The sequence below is a fragment of the Halorhodospira halochloris genome (assembly GCF_002356555.2).
In the GTDB taxonomy this organism is placed as follows: Bacteria; Pseudomonadota; Gammaproteobacteria; order Nitrococcales; family Halorhodospiraceae; genus Halorhodospira; species Halorhodospira halochloris.
In genome coordinates this window covers 2,462,501-2,482,783 of the sequence record NZ_AP017372.2, presented here as the reverse complement: position 1 = coordinate 2,482,783, position 20,283 = coordinate 2,462,501, and the positions used below count along the sequence as shown (strand labels likewise).

Annotated in this window: 23 protein-coding genes (1 of these 23 running past the window's edge); 19 read left to right on the top strand and 4 right to left on the bottom strand. The window is 54.9% G+C overall.

Annotated elements, in window-relative coordinates; translation table 11 throughout:
• The first annotated feature begins 7 nt into the window (after window positions 1-7).
• Genes nrdR through lnt form a run of 13 tightly spaced genes read left to right on the top strand, consistent with a single transcriptional unit; the run spans window position 8 to window position 11,145 of the window.
• Window positions 8-475, top strand: a complete 468-nt coding sequence (gene nrdR / locus HH1059_RS11370) for a transcriptional regulator NrdR (protein ID WP_096406051.1) — start codon at window positions 8-10, stop codon at window positions 473-475.
• Window positions 462-1,577 (top strand): bifunctional diaminohydroxyphosphoribosylaminopyrimidine deaminase/5-amino-6-(5-phosphoribosylamino)uracil reductase RibD, encoded by a 1,116-nt coding sequence (ribD, locus tag HH1059_RS11365; RefSeq protein ID WP_231901949.1) that lies wholly within the window; start codon window positions 462-464, stop codon window positions 1,575-1,577. Before nrdR ends, ribD begins: the two co-directional genes overlap by 14 nt.
• Before the next feature lie 9 nt (window positions 1,578-1,586).
• Window positions 1,587-2,243, top strand: coding sequence for a riboflavin synthase (locus HH1059_RS11360; RefSeq protein WP_096406049.1), 657 nt, complete (start codon window positions 1,587-1,589; stop codon window positions 2,241-2,243).
• 19 nt (window positions 2,244-2,262) lie between these two features.
• Window positions 2,263-3,378: a bifunctional 3,4-dihydroxy-2-butanone-4-phosphate synthase/GTP cyclohydrolase II gene (gene ribBA / locus HH1059_RS11355; protein WP_096410237.1), complete on the top strand. Its 1,116-nt coding sequence runs from the start codon at window positions 2,263-2,265 to the stop codon at window positions 3,376-3,378.
• 42 nt (window positions 3,379-3,420) lie between these two features.
• Entirely contained in the window at window positions 3,421-3,891 is a 471-nt protein-coding gene (gene ribH, locus HH1059_RS11350) for a 6,7-dimethyl-8-ribityllumazine synthase (RefSeq protein ID WP_096406047.1), read from the top strand.
• The gene (nusB, locus tag HH1059_RS11345) at window positions 3,891-4,343 is read left to right on the top strand and encodes a transcription antitermination factor NusB (RefSeq protein ID WP_096406045.1); all 453 of its coding nucleotides are present in this window, start codon (window positions 3,891-3,893) and stop codon (window positions 4,341-4,343) included. Before ribH ends, nusB begins: the two co-directional genes overlap by 1 nt.
• Window positions 4,343-5,314: a thiamine-phosphate kinase gene (thiL, locus tag HH1059_RS11340; protein WP_231901948.1), complete on the top strand. Its 972-nt coding sequence runs from the start codon at window positions 4,343-4,345 to the stop codon at window positions 5,312-5,314. Before nusB ends, thiL begins: the two co-directional genes overlap by 1 nt.
• 2 nt (window positions 5,315-5,316) lie before the next feature.
• Window positions 5,317-5,799 carry a phosphatidylglycerophosphatase A family protein gene (locus HH1059_RS11335; RefSeq protein ID WP_096406042.1) on the top strand — a complete coding sequence of 161 codons (483 nt, stop codon included), beginning with the start codon at window positions 5,317-5,319 and terminating at the stop codon, window positions 5,797-5,799.
• Window positions 5,800-5,841: 42 nt separating this feature from the next.
• Window positions 5,842-7,218, top strand: a complete 1,377-nt coding sequence (gene miaB / locus HH1059_RS11330) for a tRNA (N6-isopentenyl adenosine(37)-C2)-methylthiotransferase MiaB (RefSeq protein ID WP_179948763.1) — start codon at window positions 5,842-5,844, stop codon at window positions 7,216-7,218.
• Window positions 7,219-7,222: 4 nt separating this feature from the next.
• Window positions 7,223-8,278 (top strand): PhoH family protein, encoded by a 1,056-nt coding sequence (locus HH1059_RS11325; protein ID WP_096410235.1) that lies wholly within the window; start codon window positions 7,223-7,225, stop codon window positions 8,276-8,278.
• Window positions 8,266-8,748, top strand: a complete 483-nt coding sequence (gene ybeY / locus HH1059_RS11320; RefSeq protein ID WP_197710726.1) for an rRNA maturation RNase YbeY — start codon at window positions 8,266-8,268, stop codon at window positions 8,746-8,748. Before HH1059_RS11325 ends, ybeY begins: the two co-directional genes overlap by 13 nt.
• Before the next feature lie 2 nt (window positions 8,749-8,750).
• The gene (locus tag HH1059_RS11315; RefSeq protein ID WP_096406037.1) at window positions 8,751-9,626 is read left to right on the top strand and encodes an HlyC/CorC family transporter; all 876 of its coding nucleotides are present in this window, start codon (window positions 8,751-8,753) and stop codon (window positions 9,624-9,626) included.
• Window positions 9,613-11,145: an apolipoprotein N-acyltransferase gene (gene lnt, locus HH1059_RS11310; RefSeq protein WP_096406035.1), complete on the top strand. Its 1,533-nt coding sequence runs from the start codon at window positions 9,613-9,615 to the stop codon at window positions 11,143-11,145. Before HH1059_RS11315 ends, lnt begins: the two co-directional genes overlap by 14 nt.
• On the opposite strand, the gene HH1059_RS11305 is transcribed toward lnt, so the two are convergent.
• Complete coding sequence (locus HH1059_RS11305; protein ID WP_096406033.1) at window positions 11,142-11,825, bottom strand: histidinol-phosphatase; 684 nt, start codon at window positions 11,823-11,825, stop codon at window positions 11,142-11,144. The two genes, lnt and HH1059_RS11305, sit on opposite strands and share 4 nt — an antisense overlap.
• Before the next feature lie 131 nt (window positions 11,826-11,956).
• On the opposite strand from HH1059_RS11305, the gene HH1059_RS11300 reads away from it, so the two are divergent.
• The 4 genes from HH1059_RS11300 to bfr all read left to right on the top strand — a co-directional run bounded on the left by HH1059_RS11300 (window position 11,957) and on the right by bfr (window position 15,565).
• The gene (locus HH1059_RS11300) at window positions 11,957-12,502 is read left to right on the top strand and encodes an RNA pyrophosphohydrolase (RefSeq protein ID WP_096406030.1); all 546 of its coding nucleotides are present in this window, start codon (window positions 11,957-11,959) and stop codon (window positions 12,500-12,502) included.
• Window positions 12,503-12,511: 9 nt separating this feature from the next.
• Window positions 12,512-14,788 (top strand): phosphoenolpyruvate--protein phosphotransferase, encoded by a 2,277-nt coding sequence (gene ptsP, locus HH1059_RS11295; RefSeq protein WP_096406028.1) that lies wholly within the window; start codon window positions 12,512-12,514, stop codon window positions 14,786-14,788.
• Between the two features lie 67 nt (window positions 14,789-14,855).
• A complete protein-coding gene (locus HH1059_RS11290) occupies window positions 14,856-15,053 on the top strand; it encodes a (2Fe-2S)-binding protein (protein ID WP_096406025.1) in 198 nt (65 codons plus the stop codon).
• A gap of 26 nt (window positions 15,054-15,079) precedes the next feature.
• Window positions 15,080-15,565, top strand: coding sequence for a bacterioferritin (gene bfr, locus HH1059_RS11285; RefSeq protein ID WP_096410233.1), 486 nt, complete (start codon window positions 15,080-15,082; stop codon window positions 15,563-15,565).
• A 188-nt stretch (window positions 15,566-15,753) separates the two neighbouring features.
• On the opposite strand, the gene hemJ is transcribed toward bfr, so the two are convergent.
• Window positions 15,754-16,176: a protoporphyrinogen oxidase HemJ gene (gene hemJ / locus HH1059_RS11280; RefSeq protein ID WP_096406023.1), complete on the bottom strand. Its 423-nt coding sequence runs from the start codon at window positions 16,174-16,176 to the stop codon at window positions 15,754-15,756.
• A 94-nt stretch (window positions 16,177-16,270) separates the two neighbouring features.
• On the opposite strand from hemJ, the gene argC reads away from it, so the two are divergent.
• Window positions 16,271-17,305, top strand: a complete 1,035-nt coding sequence (gene argC / locus HH1059_RS11275; RefSeq protein ID WP_096406020.1) for an N-acetyl-gamma-glutamyl-phosphate reductase — start codon at window positions 16,271-16,273, stop codon at window positions 17,303-17,305.
• Window positions 17,306-17,401: 96 nt separating this feature from the next.
• On the top strand, window positions 17,402-17,782 hold the full coding sequence (gene erpA / locus HH1059_RS11270) for an iron-sulfur cluster insertion protein ErpA (RefSeq protein WP_096406018.1): 381 nt from the start codon (window positions 17,402-17,404) through the stop codon (window positions 17,780-17,782).
• Window positions 17,783-18,048: 266 nt separating this feature from the next.
• On the opposite strand, the gene HH1059_RS11265 is transcribed toward erpA, so the two are convergent.
• Window positions 18,049-19,176: an anhydro-N-acetylmuramic acid kinase gene (locus tag HH1059_RS11265; protein WP_096406015.1), complete on the bottom strand. Its 1,128-nt coding sequence runs from the start codon at window positions 19,174-19,176 to the stop codon at window positions 18,049-18,051.
• A gap of 5 nt (window positions 19,177-19,181) precedes the next feature.
• Window positions 19,182-20,283, bottom strand: partial view of a M23 family metallopeptidase gene (locus HH1059_RS11260; RefSeq protein ID WP_162549525.1) — the 3' portion only. It continues 254 nt past the right edge of the window; the window shows 1,102 of its 1,356 coding nt (coding positions 255-1,356); its start codon lies off the right edge, out of view; the stop codon is at window positions 19,182-19,184.

Below are 20,283 nucleotides of genomic sequence, written 5' to 3'. Positions count from 1 at the left end.
GCCCGATATGTACTGCCCGTACTGCCAGTTTGCCGATACACGAGTTGTCGATTCGCGCCTGGCAGGGGACGGAGATCAGGTGCGCAGAAGGCGGCAATGCCCTTCGTGTGGGGAGAGATTCACCACTCACGAGGTGCCCGATCTGGTTATGCCCAAGGTGGTTAAGGCGGATGGCAGACGCGAGCCTTTTGATGAGGGCAAACTGCGGGCTGGCCTGCGGCGAGCTTTAGAGAAGCGTCCCGTGCCGACCGAGGCGGTAGAGGCGGCAATTCAGAGGTTGTGCAAAAGGGTCTCGGCTGCTGGTGAGCGCGAGATAGAGGCCGCTACGGTGGGTGAACATGTAATGGCAGAGTTGCGCGAGCTTGATGCTGTCGCTTATGTGAGATTTGCATCCGTTTACCGGCGCTTTGAGGATGTCGGGGCGTTCCGCCGTGTTATTGAGGGGCTAGAGCAGGGGAATAGTGGCCACAAGTGAGCAAAGTCGCGCCGATCACAGGTGGATGGCGCGTGCAGTTAGGCTGGCGGCGGACACCTTTCCTCCGCCGCATCCAAATCCTCGAGTTGGTTGCGTAATTGTAAAAGATGGTCGACCGATAGGTGAAGGAACTCATCTTCGAGCAGGCACCCCCCATGCCGAAAGCCACGCCCTTGGCAATTGTACCGAGCCATCTCTTGGTGCTACCGCTTATGTGACTCTTGAGCCTTGTAGCCACTTCGGGCGTACTCCTCCTTGTGCAGATGCCTTGATCAATGCCGGCATAAGGCGGGTCGTCGTTGGTCACGTCGACCCGAGCTGCCAGGTTGCCGGACGAGGTATCGAGAGGCTGCGTCAGGCAGGACTTGAGGTTGAGACCGGGGTCCTTGAACAGGAGGCCGTAAGCCTAAACCGGGGTTTTTTGCGCCGCGTCGAAACGGGTATGCCTTGGGTGACCGTAAAGCTGGCCGCTAGCATTGATGGCCGTACGGCTTTGGCCTCGGGCGAGAGTCGCTGGATTACTTCTGCGGCGGCGCGTTATGACGTTCATCGTCTGCGGGGCGAAGCAGCGGCTATATTAAGCAGTTCGGCGACAGTTAAAAGGGATGACCCGCTGCTGAACACACGTCTTGAGCCTCCGCTCGATGACGCTCAGCAGCCACTGCGGGTGATTTTGGATCCACTGCTCAAGCTGTCGACAAAGGCAAAACTGTTTTCTGTGTCAGCTCCTGTCTTGATTTTTCATGGTGAGGCTGCCCAGCAAGCTGACCGAGCGAGGTTGGAGGCAGCCGGAGTGGAGCTCGCCGAGGTTCCTATGGCAGGGAATAGGCGGCTTGATCTAGGGGCGGTGCTGAGCGAGCTTGGCGAACGCGAAATAAATTCGGTGTGGGTTGAGGCAGGAGCGACAATGGCTGGTGCGTGGCTAGATTCGCGACTGCTTGATGAACTGATAGTCTATCTGGCGCCCTGCCTCCTAGGTGAAGCAGCGCAACCATTGCTGCAAATAGGGGAATTGACAAGCATGGACCAACGCCGCGACTTATCCATCACCGACGTCCGCCGGGTGGGTGAGGAGATTAGGGTAACGGCGCAACCGAGGTGAGAGAGCCCTATGTTTACCGGTATTGTTGAGTCTACAGGAGTGATCCGGGAAGCAACCATTCACGGTAGTGCCTGTAGACTGCAAATATTTGCACCGGACATGCACCTAGAACAGAGTGGGATAGGAGATAGTATCGCTGTAGATGGTGTCTGCCTTACCGTAACCGACTTGACCGCGGATTATTTTTATGCCGACGTCTCGGATGAGACCCTGAGGTGTACGACCCTTGGCCAGCTCCGGGCTGGTAGTAAGGTAAATCTGGAAAAGGCTGTTACCCCGTCTACACCTCTAGGCGGTCATTTGGTTACCGGCCATGTTGACGGCGTGGGGCAGATTTTATCACGTTCTCCTGCGGGTGGCTCGGAGCGGTGGCGCTGTCGGGTCCCCGAGGGTTTAGAGAAATACATTGCAGCGAAGGGGTCCATCGCCATTGCGGGGGTCAGCCTGACCATTAACTGTGTTGAGGGATGCGATTTCGAGCTGAACCTTATCCCGCATACATTAGCGGCAACTAATCTAGGCGATCTGTCGAGCGGTGACCCGGTAAACATAGAGGTCGATTTGATCGCGCGTTATGTAGAGCGGCTACTGAGTTGCCAAGCAGCCAGCGGTAGTTCTGGGCTGACCATGGATGACCTGCGGCGTACCGGCTTTGGTGATGTTTAGAGAGGATAATGTGACAGAGGTGAAGTTCAACAGCATTGAGGAGATAGTTGAGGATCTGCGCCAGGGGCGCATGGCAGTCATCCTTGACGATGAAGACCGGGAGAACGAAGGCGACTTGGTTATGCCAGCCAGCCTGGTCAGACCCGAAGATATCAATTTTATGGCCCGCTACGGACGGGGACTGATCTGCTTGACCTTGACTCGTGAGCGCTGCGAACAGCTAGAACTGCCGCTAATGGTGCGGCCGAACGGCAATGAGGAGCGGTTTACTAGTTTCACGGTCTCTATAGAGGCGGCAGAAGGAGTTACCACAGGTATATCTGCGGCTGATCGTGCCCGTACCGTCCAGGCTGCAGTTGCACCGGGGGCGCAGCCCCAGGATTTGGTTCAGCCAGGGCATATCTTCCCGCTTATGGCTCAACCTGGAGGGGTCTTGACCCGCGCCGGCCATACCGAGGCAGGTTGTGATCTCGCCCGCCTGGCCGGTTTTGAGCCGGCGGCGGTGATAGTCGAGATCTTGAAGGAAGACGGCAGTATGGCTAGGCGTGACGACCTGATGGAGTTCGCGCGTTTACATGGCCTGAAGATCGGTACAGTTGCGGATTTGATCGCTTACCGGGTCCGCAATGAGCGTTCTGTGGAGTACGCAGATCGCTGTGAATTGCCGACAGAATTTGGCACCTTTGAGCTGCATGCCTATAGGGATAATGTTAACGGCACGCTTCACTTTGGTTTGGTCAAGGGGCGCATCAGGCCTGATGAGGCCCCTTTGGTGAGAGTGCACGTAGAGAGCCCTTTAGCTGATATGCTCGGGGCTATGGGGCCGCGCTGCGGTTTCCCGCTGCGTTCAGCATTGCGTCAGGTCGCAGAAGCCGGGGCCGGCGTAATCGTGGTTTTACGCAGTTCCGAGCCGAGTACGGAAATCCTCGACCATATGCGCTGTTATCGCGATTTGCATAGTGATGGGTGCGAGGATGATGCCCCCGTTGCGCCTGATCTGCGCACTTACGGCTTGGGAGCCCAAATACTGACCGATCTAGGGGTGAAGCGCATGCGGGTACTAAGTGCGCCAAAGAAGATGCACGCTTTATCAGGTTTTGGTATGGAAGTTGTTGAGTATGTGCAGCCAGCTTGAATCTCACAGCATTCTCCGCAACACAAACATAAGGTTAAATTGATGCAAAAGACCGAAGGACACCTGATCGGGTTGCCAGATTCGCGCTTCGCTCTTGTGGCAGCAAGGTTTAACGACATGATTGTCGAGCGGCTTATCGAGGGCGCGGCTGATGCCTTGCGTCGCCACGGGGTGCCTGAAGAGCAGATAGAAGTCATCCGTGTGCCGGGGGCTTTTGAGTTGCCGCTCGCAGTGCAAAGGGTGGCCGATACCGGTCGGGCAGACGCGATAGTGGCGTTGGGAACAGTCATACGCGGGGGTACGGACCACCATCAGCATGTTGCCGCTGAGTGTACTAAGGGTATTGCTCAGGCCATGATGGTGACTGGCGTCCCGGTCGCTCACGGTGTTTTGACTGTAGATACCCTAGAGCAGGCGATAGAGAGGGCGGGAACTAAAGCTGGCAACAAAGGCGCAGAGGCCGCGCTTTCTGCTCTGGAGATGGTCGATCTGATGCGGCAGCTTGAACTCTGATGGGGAGTGCAAAGGAGAATGCCAACCGCAGTCGAGCACGTTCACGCCTGGTCCAGGCGTTATACCAGTACGCTGTCGCTGGTCAGACGGCGCAAGAGATAGAGCGTCAGTTCATCGCTGAAGGCTTGGGTGAAATAGATGTTGCTTATTTCAGAGACCTTATCTACGCGATTATAGAACGTGCGCAGGAGATTGACCGGCTTCTCGAGCTACTGCTCGACAGGCCCCTTGTCCAGCTCGACCCGGTAGAGCGATCGATACTTAGGCTGGGAGCTTATGAGCTTATGGAGCGCTATGAGATACCGCGCAGCGTAATCATTGATGAAGCAGTTGAGTTGGCCCGGCGCTTCGGGGCTGAACAGTCGCACCGTTATGTAAATGGTGTTTTGGATAAGTTTGCCGGACAGATCGAACTCCGCGCTAGTGAGCGAGCGATGAGGGGGCGCAGTTAGTGTTTGCAGGAGGAGGCGAAGCGGCATTGATTCGCCGCTATTTTCAGGGTTTGACCAGTCAGCGCGAAGGCATTGTTAACGGCATTGGCGACGACTCTGCCGTTGTCGAGCCGCCTGCTGAAGGCTGTCTTGCTGTTTGCTGCGATACCCTGGTGGAAGGGGTTCATTTCCCCGCTGATATACCGGCAGAGGCGCTTGGTCACCGTGCTCTTGCGGTTAATTTGAGCGACATAGCCGCAGTCGGCGGTGAGCCGCTTTGGGCGGTGCTCTCGTTGACTCTGCCCGCTGATGACTCCCATTGGCTAGAGGGGTTTGCTGATGGTTTCAAGCTTCTAGCAGACCGCTATGGAGTAGCTTTGATAGGCGGAGACACCACGCGTGGCTCACTGGCGGTTACTGTAACAGTCATCGGGAGGCTGCCGAAAGGTGGCGGCATACTAAGATCAGGTGCGCAACCCGGTGATGGTATATGGGTTACCGGCACACTGGGTGATGCGGCGCTTGGGTTGAAAAGATGGCATGACCGGGCAGGGGTGCCCCTCAGTGGTGATCCAGCGCTCTTAGCTGCGCAGCTGTTTCGTCCCGAGCCGCGTGTAGCTGCCGGGCGAGCGCTGCGTGGTGTAGCTAGCGCGGCCATAGATATCTCTGACGGCATTGCCGTTGATCTTTCCCGCCTATTAGAGGAGAGTGGTGTCGGGGCTACTCTGATATTGGATGATTTGCCCCGGTCAGAGGCGTACATCGCTGAGGGAGGCGATTTGGCTACCATGCTGCACGGTGGTGATGACTATGAGCTTTGTTTCTGCAGCCCGCCGCTATCCGCCGAAATGGTGGAACAGTTATCTCAACAGGCCGGCACGAGCCTGACTAGGATTGGCACAGTGGATGCAACTCCGGGCTTGCGAGGTGTAGATGGTGCGGGTAACGTTTGTGCGCTGCAAAGTGATGGCTACGATCACTTTTCGAGTTGATTATGGCCGCTCAGTTTAAATTGTCTAACCCTATCCATTTTCTAGCTTTGGGATTTGGCTCGGGTTTAGCCCCTATAGCCCCGGGGACGTTCGGTACACTGGCCGCTTTGCCTCTTGTAGCGGTGTTGCTCTGGTTGCCGGTGGCTGTTTATGTTGTCGGTACAGCTTTGGCCTTGATAACTGGCGTCTGGATATGTGCCAAAGCCTCTGAGGACATAGGGGTTCACGACCACTCTGCTATCGTTTGGGATGAGATTGCCGGTTTTCTGGTTGCCGCGCTGCCGTTAGCCTTGGGGCTGGAGTTTGTTAATCTGTTGGTAGATGTGGCGATCCTATTTGCATTGTTCCGCATTTTCGATGCGCTCAAGCCGTGGCCGATTAGCTGGCTGGATAACAACCTGGGGGGCGGTTTGGGTATTATGGTAGATGATGTGGCAGCAGGGGGAGCGGCGGCTGCCGTCTTCTTGATGCTGTTATTGTTTTGATGGTGATCAGGTTATCCTTTTATGCCGAGGGCTGCGAATAGGGTGAGTGGAAAGGTATACATAGAGACTCAGGGCTGCCAAATGAATGAGTACGATGCCGGGCGTATGGCTGATGTACTCAGCAAGCAGGCGGCGATGCGTCGTGTATATGAGCCGGAAGAAGCCGATCTGTTGTTGCTTAATACTTGTTCAGTAAGGGAGAAGGCACAAGAGAAGGTCTTCTCGCGCCTGGGTCGATGGCGCACCTATAAGCAGCGATCACCTGGGGTTATCATCGGTGTGTGTGGTTGTGTGGCTAGCCAGGAAGGTGACGCTATCCTTAAGCGGGCGCCTTATGTGGATTTGGTTGTCGGGCCGCAGACATACCACCGCTTGCCTAGCATGGTAGCAGCCGTACGCGCTGGCGCGGGGGCGCAGGTTGATATAAGTTTTCCCGAGATAGAAAAATTCGACTCCCTTCCCGAGCCCAAGGTTCAAGGGCCTACAGCGTACGTTTCGGTAATGGAGGGGTGCAGTAAATACTGCTCTTTCTGTGTTGTTCCTTATACCCGCGGGGATGAGATAAGCCGGCCGTTTGCAGATGTGCTGGCGGAGGTCAAAGGCCTGGCGGAGCGGGGAGTTCGTGAAGTTACCCTGCTGGGACAGAATGTTAATGCTTATGCCGGCCCGATGGGAGATGGCGGGAGCGCTGATCTGGGGCTTTTGATTGAAGCGGTGGCGGCGGTGGATGGGATCGGCAGGGTGCGTTTTACTACATCTCACCCGGTGGAGTTCAATGACGACTTGATTGAGGCCTACCGTGACGTTCCGGAATTGGCAGATTTTCTCCATCTGCCGGTGCAGAGCGGCTCAGATATGGTGCTCAAGCTGATGAAGCGCGGGCATAGCGTTGCGGAGTATGAGGAGCTGATCGAGCGGGTGCGCCAAGCTCGGCCGGGCATTGCCCTTGCGACTGATTTCATTGTCGGCTTCCCGGGCGAGGGGGAGCGAGAGTTTGCTGAGACGCTTGAATTGGTAGACAGGATCGGTTTCGAAGCCGGTGCCTTCTCTTTTGCCTACAGTGCTCGCCCAGGCACACCGGCTGCTGAGCTGACCGACCCTACCCCGCGTGCTGAGAAAAGCGCGCGACTGCAGCGACTCCAGAACCGCCTTGAGTGGCATAGAGAGAGGGCTGCACGAGGACTGATAGGTACCACTCAAAGGATCCTAGTTGAAGGTGCCTCGCGGCGCAATGCGCATGAGCTCAGCGGGCGCACTTCATGCAACCGGGTGGTTAATTTCCCCGGTGACATTAAACTGCAAGGCCAGTTTGTCAATGTGCAGATAGAAGATGCCCGGAGCCACTCGCTGCGCGGCAAAGTAGTGGCGACTGAGTTTGAGGGTAAGAGTAAAACAAGCTTCGTGGTGACGGATGGTTGAAGTTTTGAATACACGTCCTGGTGCTATAGATCTTGAGCTGGAGCCAGCCGATAACGAGCGTTTAGCTCGGTTGTGTGGACAGTTCGATGAGAACATTCGCCAGCTTGAAAGGCGGCTCGGTGTTGAGATCAAAAATCAAGGCCACCGCTTTAGGGTTATTGGCAGTGAGCGCTCCGTTGATGTGGCTAGCCAGATCATTGAGGAACTCTACAGTGCTGCAGCCCATCAACACTTGGCTCCAGAAAACGTGCATTTGCACCTGCAACAGGCCCGGATAGATGAGATCGCTGATGGTGGCCGCCAAGCTGGGAATCTTGGGCCGGATGATAGCGAGAAAGATGATCAGGCAGCCATCCGAACCCGCAAAGTGCGGGTAAGTGGTCGCGGGCCGGGACAACGAGCCTATTTGGAGCGCATTCGTAAACATGATTTGAGTTTCGGTATTGGCCCGGCTGGTACAGGCAAGACCTACCTAGCTGTCGCCTGCGCTGTGGAAGCGCTGGAAAGCGAGGCTGTGCGCCGTGTTGTCCTGGTTCGACCGGCAGTCGAAGCGGGGGAAAGGCTCGGCTTTTTGCCTGGTGATATGGCTCAGAAGGTCGATCCCTATCTGCGACCGCTCTATGATGCACTCTTCGAGATGCTCGGTTTTGAACGGGTGGGGCGGCTGATTGAGCGCAATGTAATTGAGGTAGCGCCGTTGGCATTCATGCGCGGCCGGACTCTGAATCACTCATTCATCATACTCGATGAGGCACAGAATTCGACTGTAGAACAGATGAAGATGTTCCTTACCAGGATTGGCTTTGGATCCACCGCCGTTGTCACTGGAGATGTAACCCAGATTGATCTACCTCCAGATAAACAGTCTGGCTTGCGGGATGCGATTGATGTGCTACATAACGTGGAAGGGGTCAGCTTCACCTTCTTCTCGGCGACTGATGTGGTGCGTCACTCGCTGGTGCAGCGCATTGTCGAGGCCTATGACAGCCAGAGTCGGCTCGAGCAGGGGGGGTCGCCCCACTCTTCAGCTACTGGGGATAAACGCAATTGGGCGCGTTAGAACCAGTTATTCAGAATGTAGTTGGCGTCACCTCGCCCGCTGAGGAAGAATTTGTGGGCTGGCTTGAGCACGCGGCCGAGCATGTGGGGGCGAGTGGCGAAGTGACATTACGGTTAGTGGGAGAGGGCGAATCTAGGGCCCTAAACAGCCGCTTTCGTGGTCGCGATGCACCTACCAATGTTCTTTCATTTCCAGCTGGGCCAGCGCCGGATATTCCTGCATGCGATTACCCCGCTATACTCGGGGATATAGTGATCTGTGCGCCGCTAGTAGCAATTGAGGCATCCCACCAAGGTAAGAGAGAGCAGCATCATTGGGTCCATCTGGTGGTGCATGGAGTGTTGCATCTGGCTGGCTACGATCATGAACAGGGTGAGCGGGAGGCGGAGGATATGGAGGCGCTTGAGCGGGTGATTCTTGCCCAACTTGGGATCCCTGACCCCTATCGTGAAGGCCTAAGATTGGGGTGAATATGGCGAGTGCTGACGACCCTGCTCAAGACCGCTCTTTGGTCCAAGACTCCTGGATGGAAAAGGTGCGGCGGCGTATTGGAGTTGCACAGCCGCGCTCGCGGGATGAATTGGTTGAGCAGCTGCGCAGTAGTGAGGCAAAGGGCCTGATCGACGCCGACGGCCTTTCCATGATTGAGGGCGTGCTCCACGTCTCTGAACTGCAGGCGCGGGATATTATGATCCCACGCTCGCAGGTCACCACTCTAGAGCGTGACAGTGAACCCAAGGAGCTGTTGCCTACCATCGTTCAGACCGGTTATTCGCGCTTCCCGGTCAGCGGTGAGACCAAGGACGATGTAATAGGCATCCTCCTAGCCAAAGATCTGCTGCGCATTTTCCATGAAGAGGGCCCCGGGTTCCGGATCCGTGAGGTGCTGCGCCCGGTTTTGTTTATTCCCGAGAGTAAACGCTTGGATGCTTTATTAAAGCAGTTCCGGGAGAGCCGTAATCACATGTCCGTAGTAGTAGATGAGTACGGTGGTTTGGCCGGCATCGTGACAATTGAAGATGTGATAGAGCAGATAGTCGGTGAAATTGATGATGAGCATGACTTTGATGAAGATGCGCCAATTCTTTCGCGCTCCGATGGCAGTTGGATAGTTAAGGCTGTAGCTCCAATCGATGCATTTAATGAAGCGCTTGGTGCCGACTTAAAAGATGATGATTTGGATACCGTTGGCGGCATGGTCGCTCAACGTTTTGGCCACGTTCCACGCCGCGGCGAGCGAATAATCTTTGCCGGTTTCGAGTTTCGCGTTCTCAGGGCTGATAATAGGCGCATCCATTTGCTGAGGGTTATACGGGTAGGGGAAGAGAGCAGCGATGACAGCGCTTAAGAGCCACTTGCAAGGCAAGCTAGGCGTTCTCTTAGCTGGCGTGGCTGGCGCCTGCCTGCCGCTATCTTTTGCCCCGTTCGATTGGTCACTAACTGCCCTAGTGGCCCCTGCCATCCTGTTCTATATTGCCGCTAGCGCCTCTTTTAAGCGCGCCCTGCAGGCCGGTTACGCCTTTGGCTTAGGTATGTTCGGGTTGGGGGCGTCTTGGGTTTTTGTAAGCATAAATGAATATGGTGGTGCTGGGCCTGTTCTGTCAGGTTTGGTTACGGCCGGTTTTGTCGCTTTGTTGGCGCTTTTCCCGTTAGCGGCTGTCTGGTTAGGCCGTTGGGTAGTTAGCTCTCCAAGGCTTCAACTGCTGGCGGCATTGCCAGCAGCATGGGTATTATTTGAGTGGGTGCGCACCTGGTTGTTCACCGGTTTTCCTTGGCTGTACCTAGGCTATGCAGGGCTGGGAACGCCTCTGTCTGGGTGGTCACCGGTTATCGGCGTATTAGGCGTTTCGGCTCTTATCGCCTGGCTCGCTGGGCTATTGGCATATCTCTTGTTGCAGCCGCGCAAGCTCTCTTTAGTTGCCTTTTTGGGGGGTGCCACAGCAGTAATTGCAGTTGGTTTAGTAATCGATCGTTCGTGGAGTGAGGTGGTAGGTGAGCCACTCGAGGTGGCGCTATTGCAGGGCAATCACCCCCAGGACCTGAAGTGGGATCCGGCATATCGGCAGACTATACGGCAAAGCTATGCGCAAATGACTGCCGAGCATCTCGGCGCAGATCTGATCATCTGGCCTGAGACTGCTCTGCCCGAGCTGTATGAGCATGTTGCGGAAGGCTTCTTAAAGCCCTTGGCTGAGCAGGTCAGAGATGCTGGTGGGACTCTGCTGCTAGGTATTCCACGGCGCGACAGGCAGGCCGAGGGTGAGCCGCTACATAACAGCGTGGCGGTACTTGGTGAAGAGCCGACTTTTTATGCCAAGCACCATTTGGTTCCCTACGGTGAGTACGTGCCGTTCAGGGATATTTTTGGGCGTAGCCTCGATTTTCTTGGGGCGCCCATGGCTGATTATGAGCGCGGTCCTGTGCCCGCGGCAGTTCCGCTAGATAGTGAGTTAAAGCTAGGCATCACCATTTGCTATGAAGCTGCTTATCCACAGGCTGTTGCTCGGGGTGCGCATGGTGCGGATGTTCTCGTCAATGTCAGCAATGATGCCTGGTTTGGCGACTCACTGGCGCCTCATCAACACCTACAGAAGGCTCGGCAGCGCGCCGCTGAGTCGAGACGCTGGATGCTTCGCTCAACTAATACCGGGATAACAGCAGTGATAAACCCGTATGGCGAGATAGTTGAGCAAGCCCCTCAGTTTGATCAGACTAGTGTTGTCGCGCAAGTTGATAAGCGTAGCGGCCCGACCCCGTACATGGTCATTGGTGACTGGCCAGTGGTCATAGCTGTGCTGGTGTTGCTGGCGGCGATAGCGCTACGCACCAGGAAAAGGCATTGGCTTGAGCAGGGTAAACAGGACTAGTAATCGATATCTACCGGTTGCTCACCGGCACGCAAAGTCAAGATCCGCCACCCTCTTTTGTTGGCCACATCTGCCAGTTTCTCATCAGGGTCTACTGCTACAGGGTGCTCGACACTTTCCAAAAGCGGTATATCGTTAAGTGAGTCACTGTAAAAGTAGCAACTCAAGTTGATTAAGTCGTTTTTTTGCAGCCAATTGTTCACGACAGCTATCTTTCCTTCCTGAAAGGTTGGCGTGCCGGTATAGCGGCCGGTATAGCGCTCATTGACGACCTCTGGCTCAGTTGCCATAAGCGAGTTGATGCCGAGGCGGTGAGCTATCGGAGTCGTTACGAAGCTGTTCGTGGCGGTAACAATTGCCAAATGGTCCCCGGCGCTGCGATGCGACTCAATAAGCCTTTCTGCAGCAGGCAGTACTATTGGCTCGATAAGGCTGCGCATGAAGTCTTCACGCCACTTTAGCAGGTCATCAATGCTGTTCTCAGCTAAGGGCCTTAGTGCAAACTCAAGGAATGAGTCTATATCGAGATTTCCTTGTACGTATTGCTCGTGGAACTGCCTATGCGCGGCAGCAAATTGCTGATCATCTACAGCCCCGCAGGAGACCAGGTACTCGCCCCACAGACAGTCGCTGTCGCCGGCAATAAGTGTGTTGTCAAGGTCGAACAACGCAATAGCCACGTCTATCCTCCAGTAAAAGTTTAGTCTCGGCTCCGCTCGCCATTATCATCCAGCATAGCCGAGATTGCCCATTTGATAGCTACTATGCAAGAATAACTCCGGTTGTATACGCGTAGGGAGGCGTGCCTGGGGTGGTAGATTCTGACGGCTTTCGTCCTAATGTAGGCATCATAGTTGCTAACAGCGACGGAATGCTGTTGTGGGCGCGTCGCTGTGGTCAGGATGCGTGGCAGTTTCCCCAGGGTGGCATAGAGGGGAACGAAACCCCCCTAGATGCACTATATCGTGAGCTCGCCGAAGAGATCGGTTTAAGTGAGGAAGATGTCGCCATTCTCGGTGCGACTCAAAGGTGGCTAAAGTATCGCTTACCGAGGAGGATGATACGGCGTACCGGGAAGCGCTGCATTGGCCAGAAGCAGATATGGTTTTTGTTGCGACTACTGGCTGACGAGCAGCAAGTGCGGTTGGATGGCTGTCCTCATCCGGAATTCGACAATTGGCGGTGGGTGGATTACTGGCGCCCGGTCGAAGAGGTCATTTTCTTTAAGCGTCGCGTCTACCGCCAGGCGCTGGAGGAGCTCTCTATATACTTGAGACAGGATTTGCCCAGCGCTGGCGGCACTGTCGAGGGTAGAGCTGTATGCATCCCTCCAGCGGCAAAACGCCGGGTGCGCTGAGGCAGGCTTATGCTGGATATCCTACATCGGGTAACCAGGGAGGTTAACGCCGCTCCAGGACTGCGTGAAGCCCTGCGGATCATCGTCGATCGGGTCGCCGATACGATGTCCGTGGATGTCTGCTCGGTCTACCTGCGCGATACCAAACAAGGTGATTTTGTCCTGATGCACACCAGAGGGCTGCATCAGGAGGCCGTTGGCCAGGTTCGCTTAACCACCTCGGAAGGCCTTGTGGGCCTCGTTGCTGAGCGAGAAGAACCGATTAACCTCGAGAATGCCCCGGCCCATTCCCGCTTTCTTTATTTCCCGGAGACAGGAGAGGAGCGTTACAGCTCATTTCTCGGTGTGCCGGTTATACACTATCGCTCGGTGCTCGGGGTCTTAGTCGTTCAGCAGTCTGATCAAAGGCGGTTCGAAGAGAACGAGGTTGCGTTTTTGGTGACCTTGGCGGCTCAGCTCGCTGGCGCCATTGCTCACGCTCGGGCGAGTGGTGGTATAGATGGCTTCGACTCTTTGGGAGCCAGCTCGGATGCAGCGGCGGGGCGCGTTCTCAGGGGGCTTCCCGGGGCGCCGGGCGTCGCTATAGGTACAGCAGTAGTTTCCTATACCCAGGCTGACCTTAACGCCATACCCGATCGTTGTCCGTTGGACATAGACCTGGAATTGGAGTCATTTCAGGCTGCGGTTGGCCAAGTCAAAAGAGAGCTAAAAGAGCTTAGTGAGAGGATAGCTGATTCGGTAACTCCTGATGAGCAGATGCTTTTCGATGTCTATCTGCGCATTCTTGAGGGCGACAGCTTGGTGCGCGAGACCATAGAGCGGATCCGTGCGGGTAATTGGGCGCCAGGCGCACTGCGTCAGGTTATACTCGAACACGTCAAGGTTTTCGAGGACATGGAAGACCCCTACCTAAGCGAGCGCGCCAGTGATATCCGTGACTTGGGCAGAAGGATACTATCCCGCCTGCGTGACGAGGGAGAACAGGTGCGTCAGGTGCCGGACCATTCGGTCTTGGTAGGTCATGAGGTCAGTGCTTCGCAGTTGGCAGAGATACCGCAGGAAAATCTGGTAGCGGTTGTTTCCGCAACGGGTTCACGCAATTCGCATGTCGCGATACTGGCGCGTGCCTTAGGTATTCCCGCCGTTATGGGCGTAGATGACCTCCGCGTTCGCCAACTGGAGGGCTGTAAAACGGTTGTTGATGGTTATTCGGGGCGTTTTTACGTGGATCCGTCAACAACCATAGAGCAAGAATATCAGCGCCTGCTCGACGATGAGGCGGAGTTCACCCAAGGGCTTGAGGCGGTTAAAGAGAAGCCATCTGTTAGCCCGGATGGTCGACATATCTCCTTGTATGCCAATACCGGGCTGATATCGGATATCAATCTGTCCATTGCCGCTGGTTGCGAAGGCATTGGCTTACATCGTACCGAGTTCCCCTTCCTAATTCGCGACCGTTTTCCAGGTGAAGAAGATCAGGTTCTCCTGTATCGCCAGGTCCTTGAGCAATTCAGTCCACGCCCCGTGGTGTTAAGAACCCTTGATGTTGGTGGCGATAAGTCGCTGCCCTACTTCCCGATACACGAAGAGAACCCATTCCTCGGCTGGCGCGGCATTCGGTTGACCCTTGATCACCCGGAGATCTTTTTGACCCAGTTGCGCGCCATGTTGCGCGCCGATGTTGGGCTCAATAACCTGCAGATTCTTTTGCCCATGGTCAGTCGCCTTGAGGAGATAGGGGATGTCCGTGAGTTGCTAGCGCGCGCTAAGGAGGAACTCGCGGAGGATGGTATCGAGGCGCGCACTCCGCCCCTAGGGGTGATGATAGAGGTGCCCGCGACCATTTATCAGATTGATCGATATTGTGATCAAGCCGATTTCCTCTCGCTAGGATCCAACGATCTCACTCAGTATCTGCTCGCGGTTGATAGGAATAACAGCAGGGTAGCCAACTTATACGATGAATTGCATCCTGCTGTCCTCGCCGCTGTGCGCGAGGTTGTTTGGGCAGCCCGCCGTCACGGCAAGCGGCTCACGGTGTGCGGTGGCATGGCCGGTGATCCGGCGGGGGCTATACTCCTTATGGGGCTGGGTGTGCAGGGCTTATCGATGAGTGTATCAAGCCTGCTGCGGATTAAGTGGGTGGTACGGAGAGTCCCGGTTTCGCGTGCTGCGGAACTGGTCAACCGTGCAATAGAGATGGACTCCCCCGAGGAGGTGCGCAGGATGCTGCGCCGGACACTAGAGGAGTATGAGCTAGGCGGGCTCATTAGGGCAGGTAAGTAATTCCTGCCTTGTTGCAAATTAAAATTATTATGTTGTAAGATTCTCCCCAGGCTGAGGGAGGAATCCGATGTACGTTTGTATCTGTAAAGCGGTTACTGACGGGCAGATAAAGGAAGCGGTGGCCACTGGGTCTGCCTCGGTAAAGGATCTTAAATCGCGGTTAGGCGTTATGGACTGTTGTGGTAAATGCGCTGCGCATGTCAGTAAAGTCGTAGGTGAATGCTCAGCGTGTCAGCAAAAAGCTGAGAAAGAATGCTTGACATAAGCACTAAACAGAAAGGGGTACCGGCTATGCAGGGCGATCAGAAGGTTATCGAGTATTTGAATCGCGGTTTGAAGATGGAGCTTACTGCCATAAATCAGTATTTCCTCCACTCTAGATTGGCATACGACTGGGGCTACGATGTGTTGGGGGCCAAGGAATACGAGGAGTCGATTGATGAGATGCGCCATGCTGATGAGTTCATGCAGCGTATACTCTTCCTCGGCGGGCTTCCTAACCTCCAGGAGCTTGAGAAACTGAATATTGGTGAGAATGTACGGGAGATGTTCCAAGCCGATCTGGCTGGTGAGCAGGCAAGCCTTGAGCTTTATCGTGAAGCAGCTGCCTACTGCGATAGCGTCCGCGATTATGCGTCACGGGAATTATTCATTAAGCTCATTGGCGATGAAGAGGGCCACGCTGATTGGCTGGAGACGCAGTTGGAGCTGATGGATCAGCTGGGCGAGGCGAATTACCTGCAGACGTTGGTCGGCGGAGCCAGCGAAGGAGAATAGATCCTCTTTAATAACTTCACTTGCGCTACTGGCAACCCCGTTGTGGAGGGCGTGGCGCCGCGGTTAGCGAGCCGGGATTAGCGATTTGAGATCTCTAGGGAGTGGCTAACCGACTCTCCACAGCAGGGTTGCAGGGCGCAAAAGGTGTTTAAGAGCTCCTCCTGGTACTGTTTGAACCACTTTTTTGGTCAGAACGGTTTTACTACAGCAAGTATTACGACAGGTATCAGCACCAGGACTGGCAATTCGTTGAATACTCGGAACCAGACATGGCTGCGCTGATTCTCGTCGCGCTCAAACACCTTGACCAGGTAGTGGCAGTAGGCGTGATAGGCGATTAACAGAGCGACGAGGACGAGCTTCACGATCATCCAGCCCTGGGTTAGCAAGGACGGCGCCAAGGTGAGCAGCGTCACACCTAATGCAACCACGGCGATAGCGCTGGGTAGCATTATGCCTCTGTTTAGCTTTCTCTCCATTACCTTAAAACGCTCAATACCTGGCCGGTCGTCGGTCATGGCGTGATAGACAAACAGTCGAGGCAGGTAGAAGAGAGCAGCGAACCATGTGACCACGACTATTATATGAAAGGCTTCAATCCATGTGTACACGTCTATACCTCTTTGCTGTTCCTGGTTAAACGGGTATTTGGGTTTCGACAACGGTTATTGTAGGCCTTTGAGGCCTCGGGAGCGAGGGAAGTATATGGTTAATGTTGGTATCGTAGGCGGGACGGGATATACAGGCATTGAGTTGTTGCGGCTGATTGCTGCCCATCCGCATTTGCACATCGCTGAGATAACCTCACGCGGTGAGGCTGGGCGCCGGGTAGATGAAATATTCCCTGGGCTGCGCGGTGTAACTGATCTGGTCTTTCAGGAGCCTGATCCTGTGAGGCTATCCAGGTGTGATGTGGTTCTCTTTGCAACGCCCAACGGCATAGCCATGCAGTCTACCCGAGAGTTGCTAGATGCAGGTTGTAAAGTTATTGATCTGGGCGCTGACTTTCGCCTGCGCGATGCCTCGAGGTGGCAGCAATGGTACGGAATGGAGCATGCTTGTCCCGATCTGCTTGCAGAGGCGGTATATGGTCTTGCTGAGCTTAATCGAGCCGCCATAGCAGAGGCTAAGTTGGTTGCCAATCCTGGTTGTTATCCGACGGCCGTGGCCTTGGGGTTGTTGCCGTTGCTGGAGTCTCAACAGTTTGATTTGGGGCATATAGTAGCTGACTGTAAATCGGGGGTATCTGGAGCGGGCAGGGCCTTGAAGTTGCAGACTCTGTTCTGCGAAGCAAATGAGAGCTTCAAAGCTTATGGGGCGAGTGGGCATAGGCATTTGCCGGAGATTGAACAGGTTCTCGGCGATGCCCTAGGCGGTTGCGTCGACATTTCCTTCGTTCCTCATTTAGTGCCTATGACTAGAGGCATGCAGGCCACCTTGCACGTTCCTGTTGACGGATCCCTTGAACAGTTTCATGCGCTGTATGCTCAGCGCTATGCAGATGAACCATTTGTCGATCTTATGGATTCGGGAGAGCACCCCGAGACCCGCTGGGTAGCAGGTAGCAACAGGTCTTTGGTGGCCCTGCATCAGTCGGCATCGAGGCGTGACCGACTGGTGATATTAGCGGTTATTGACAACCTTACCAAGGGTGCTTCAGGTCAAGCGATCCAAAACCTTAACTTGATGTTTGGCTTCAAAGAAGAGACTGGCTTGGTATCTGCAGAGTGTTCTGCTTAGGGGAACCGTTAGCACCAAAGTAGGATGTCAGTGATGGACAGGTTTATATAAGATCCCCTGAGACGGGATGACTATCAACAAAAGAGGTCAAGACAGATGGCAGGATCACCTCAAGCTGATAATACTTCCGAGCCCAGTTTGGATATACCGCTGGTATTTAGAGACGCCGCAGCAGATAAAATTCGTGAATTGATTGAGTCGGAGCAGAGTGACGACCTTAAGTTGCGGGTATTTATCAGCGGCGGCGGATGCTCAGGATTTCAGTATGGTTTCACATTAGAGGAAGAGGTCGAAGATGATGATTTGGTTACCCAGAGGCGGGGCGTGCAGATAGTAGTTGATCCGTTTAGCAGCATGTACCTGGATGGGGCCGAAGTTGACTATGTGGCAGGCGAGAATGGCGAGCAATTTGTGATCCGTAACCCCAATGTAACCACAACTTGCGGAGGTTGCGGCGCTGCTGGAGGGAGATTCTAACGGCTGCTTTGATAGACGCGCCGCCGTGTTTAGGTAGGCCTATAATATCCCCTTAGGGCGCCTCTAACCCCCCTGAGCAATTTACATTTTCCTGTTCCGGCGTGGAGTTCTTGGTGTCAGGGATGGCACCATGAAACTCCAGGGATGTTTTCACGGCGTCCTCCAGTCGGGGGCAGCTAAAATGGCTCAGGGGGTAGAGGTTTCTATCGGGACACGCAACACTCCCTTCTCGTGGGGAGGGGGCAAGTATGGGTGGCAAGCGGAATTTATATTGCGTACAAACTGCCCAGCACAGCAGGGCGATGTGCCCCGGTCACGCAAGGTAGGTTGCCTGGCAGGTGGTTCAGGCGAGCCCAGGCTAGCCAAGCGAATGCCAGTGCCTCCACATAATCGGGGTCGATGCCGATTGACGCGGTGGTTGTCACATCTGTTGGATGGCACCACTCTCTCAGCCGTTGCATCAATAGTTGATTATGTGCCCCGCCCCCGCAGACATATATACGATCAATATCTGCCCCTCCCCAGCGGTTAATGGACTCGGCTACCGAGGCTGCAGTTAATTCAACTAAAGTTGCCTGCACATCTTCAGCCGCAAACGACTGATCAAGATGCTTAAGTAACCACTCCAGGGAGAAGTGTTCGGGCCCGGTGCTTTTCGGGGGGGGTTGTATGAAGTATGGGTCTTCTAGCAGGCGTGTAAGCAGGTTACCGTCAACATTGCCCGTTGCTGCCCATCTGCCACCGCCGTCGTAGCTTATGCCGTGGCATTTCCTAATCCAGGCATCAAGAAGGGTGTTGGCTGGTCCGGTGTCAAAACCTGATACTGGGGTTGATGCGGGAGCTTCTATGGGAAGTAAAGTTATGTTAGCGATGCCGCCTAAATTGAGAATGGCCTTGGATTCATGGGGTTTGCTGAGACAGTGCTTATGAAAGGCAGGCGCTAGCGGTGCGCCTTGTCCGCCTTCGGCTATATCGCGGCGGCGAAAGTCGGTTACAACTTGTACTCCAGTTTGGGCGGCTATGCGGTTGGCATCACCGAGTTGTACAGAAGTTGGTGGATAGGACTGACTGTTGTGCCAGATCGTCTGGCCGTGACAGCCAATGGCAGTAACAACCTCATTCGCAGGTGCCTGTTCCAGCATGCTGGTGGCGGCTGCAGCGAAGGCGTCTGCGAGGCGGTAGTCGATTTCGCAAACCCTTTCCAGAGGCGTCTTCGCCCCAAGAGAGCGTATCTCTTCTGCCATCCCCCTCGGGAAAGGAGTGGTTGCAGTTGCTAAGGTTTTCTCAACCATTCCTTGGTCTGAGAGTCTAACGAGCGCGCTGTCTACGCCGTCAATGCTGGTCCCGGACAAGAGACCAATATACAAACCGCCGCTGAGATTGTTGTTAGCCATGTTCGTTAGTCGTTGGAGGCAATCTTTATCTCATCATCCCCGCTATCCGGGTCGCGCAGAGCCTGTACTAATGGTTTTGCGTGACTAAGGAATTTGGCTAGGTAATCATCAGTCAAGGGTTCAGCCTTAGGTAGATCAACTTTAACCGGATCACGGTGACGGCCGTTGACTATCACTTCATAGTGCAAGTGGGGACCCGTGGCAGTTCCGGATTGGCCGACGTATCCTATCAACTGCCCTCGCTGAACCCTGTCGCCAACTCTAAGCCCACGGGCGTAACCATTTAGGTGTGCGTATAGCGTCTTATATCCCGAACCGTGCTCTATGGAGACTACGCGGCCGTAACCGCCATTGCGCCCTCGTTCAACCACTCTGCCATCGCCCGCTGCATAAACTGGAGTTCCTGTGGGGGCGGCAAGGTCTACGCCGAGGTGGGGGCGTCTAACCCCGAGTATAGGATGGCGGCGATTAAGATCAAAATGCGAACTGATGCGTGTGTAATCAACCGGGTAGCGCTTTAACTCACGGCGCAGATTGTCCCCGTCGGGGTTGTAGTAACTTGATTGGCCATCGGCTCTCTCAAATCTTATTGCCTCAAGTTCTGCGTTTCTGCCGCGGTAACTAACCGCTTGTATCTCTGTGTCAAGCAGCTCCCCGTCGGGGCTCTTGATTTTGTCATAGATGATCGCCAAGCGATCGTTCTTGCGCAGTTGTCGCCCTAGGTCTATTTCCCAGCTAAGGATGCCGGCTAGATTCATGGTCATCTGGTCGGAGAGTCCAGCGCGTCGCGCAGTTAGGTAAAGCGATCCTAGCAATGGTTCCTCGGTCCGAATTCTGTGCCGCTGAACCTGGCGCGACACTAAGGAGGACTGCAGTCCCTGCTCGGGGTCCTGCTCCACGGACCTTTTAACCTTAAGTGTTCGTCGAGTGTCTACGTGGTACTCTAACCCAGCGAACCGCTCCTTGTTGTCGCGGAAAATGGTCAGCTTCTGCCCAGGATGAATGTTCCTCAGATGGCTGGCGGCGTCACCCGAGTTCATCACTTGGTGAGATACCCTGGCTGAGAAACCTGCTCGGGCGATAATCCGCGCCAGACTGTCTCCTCGG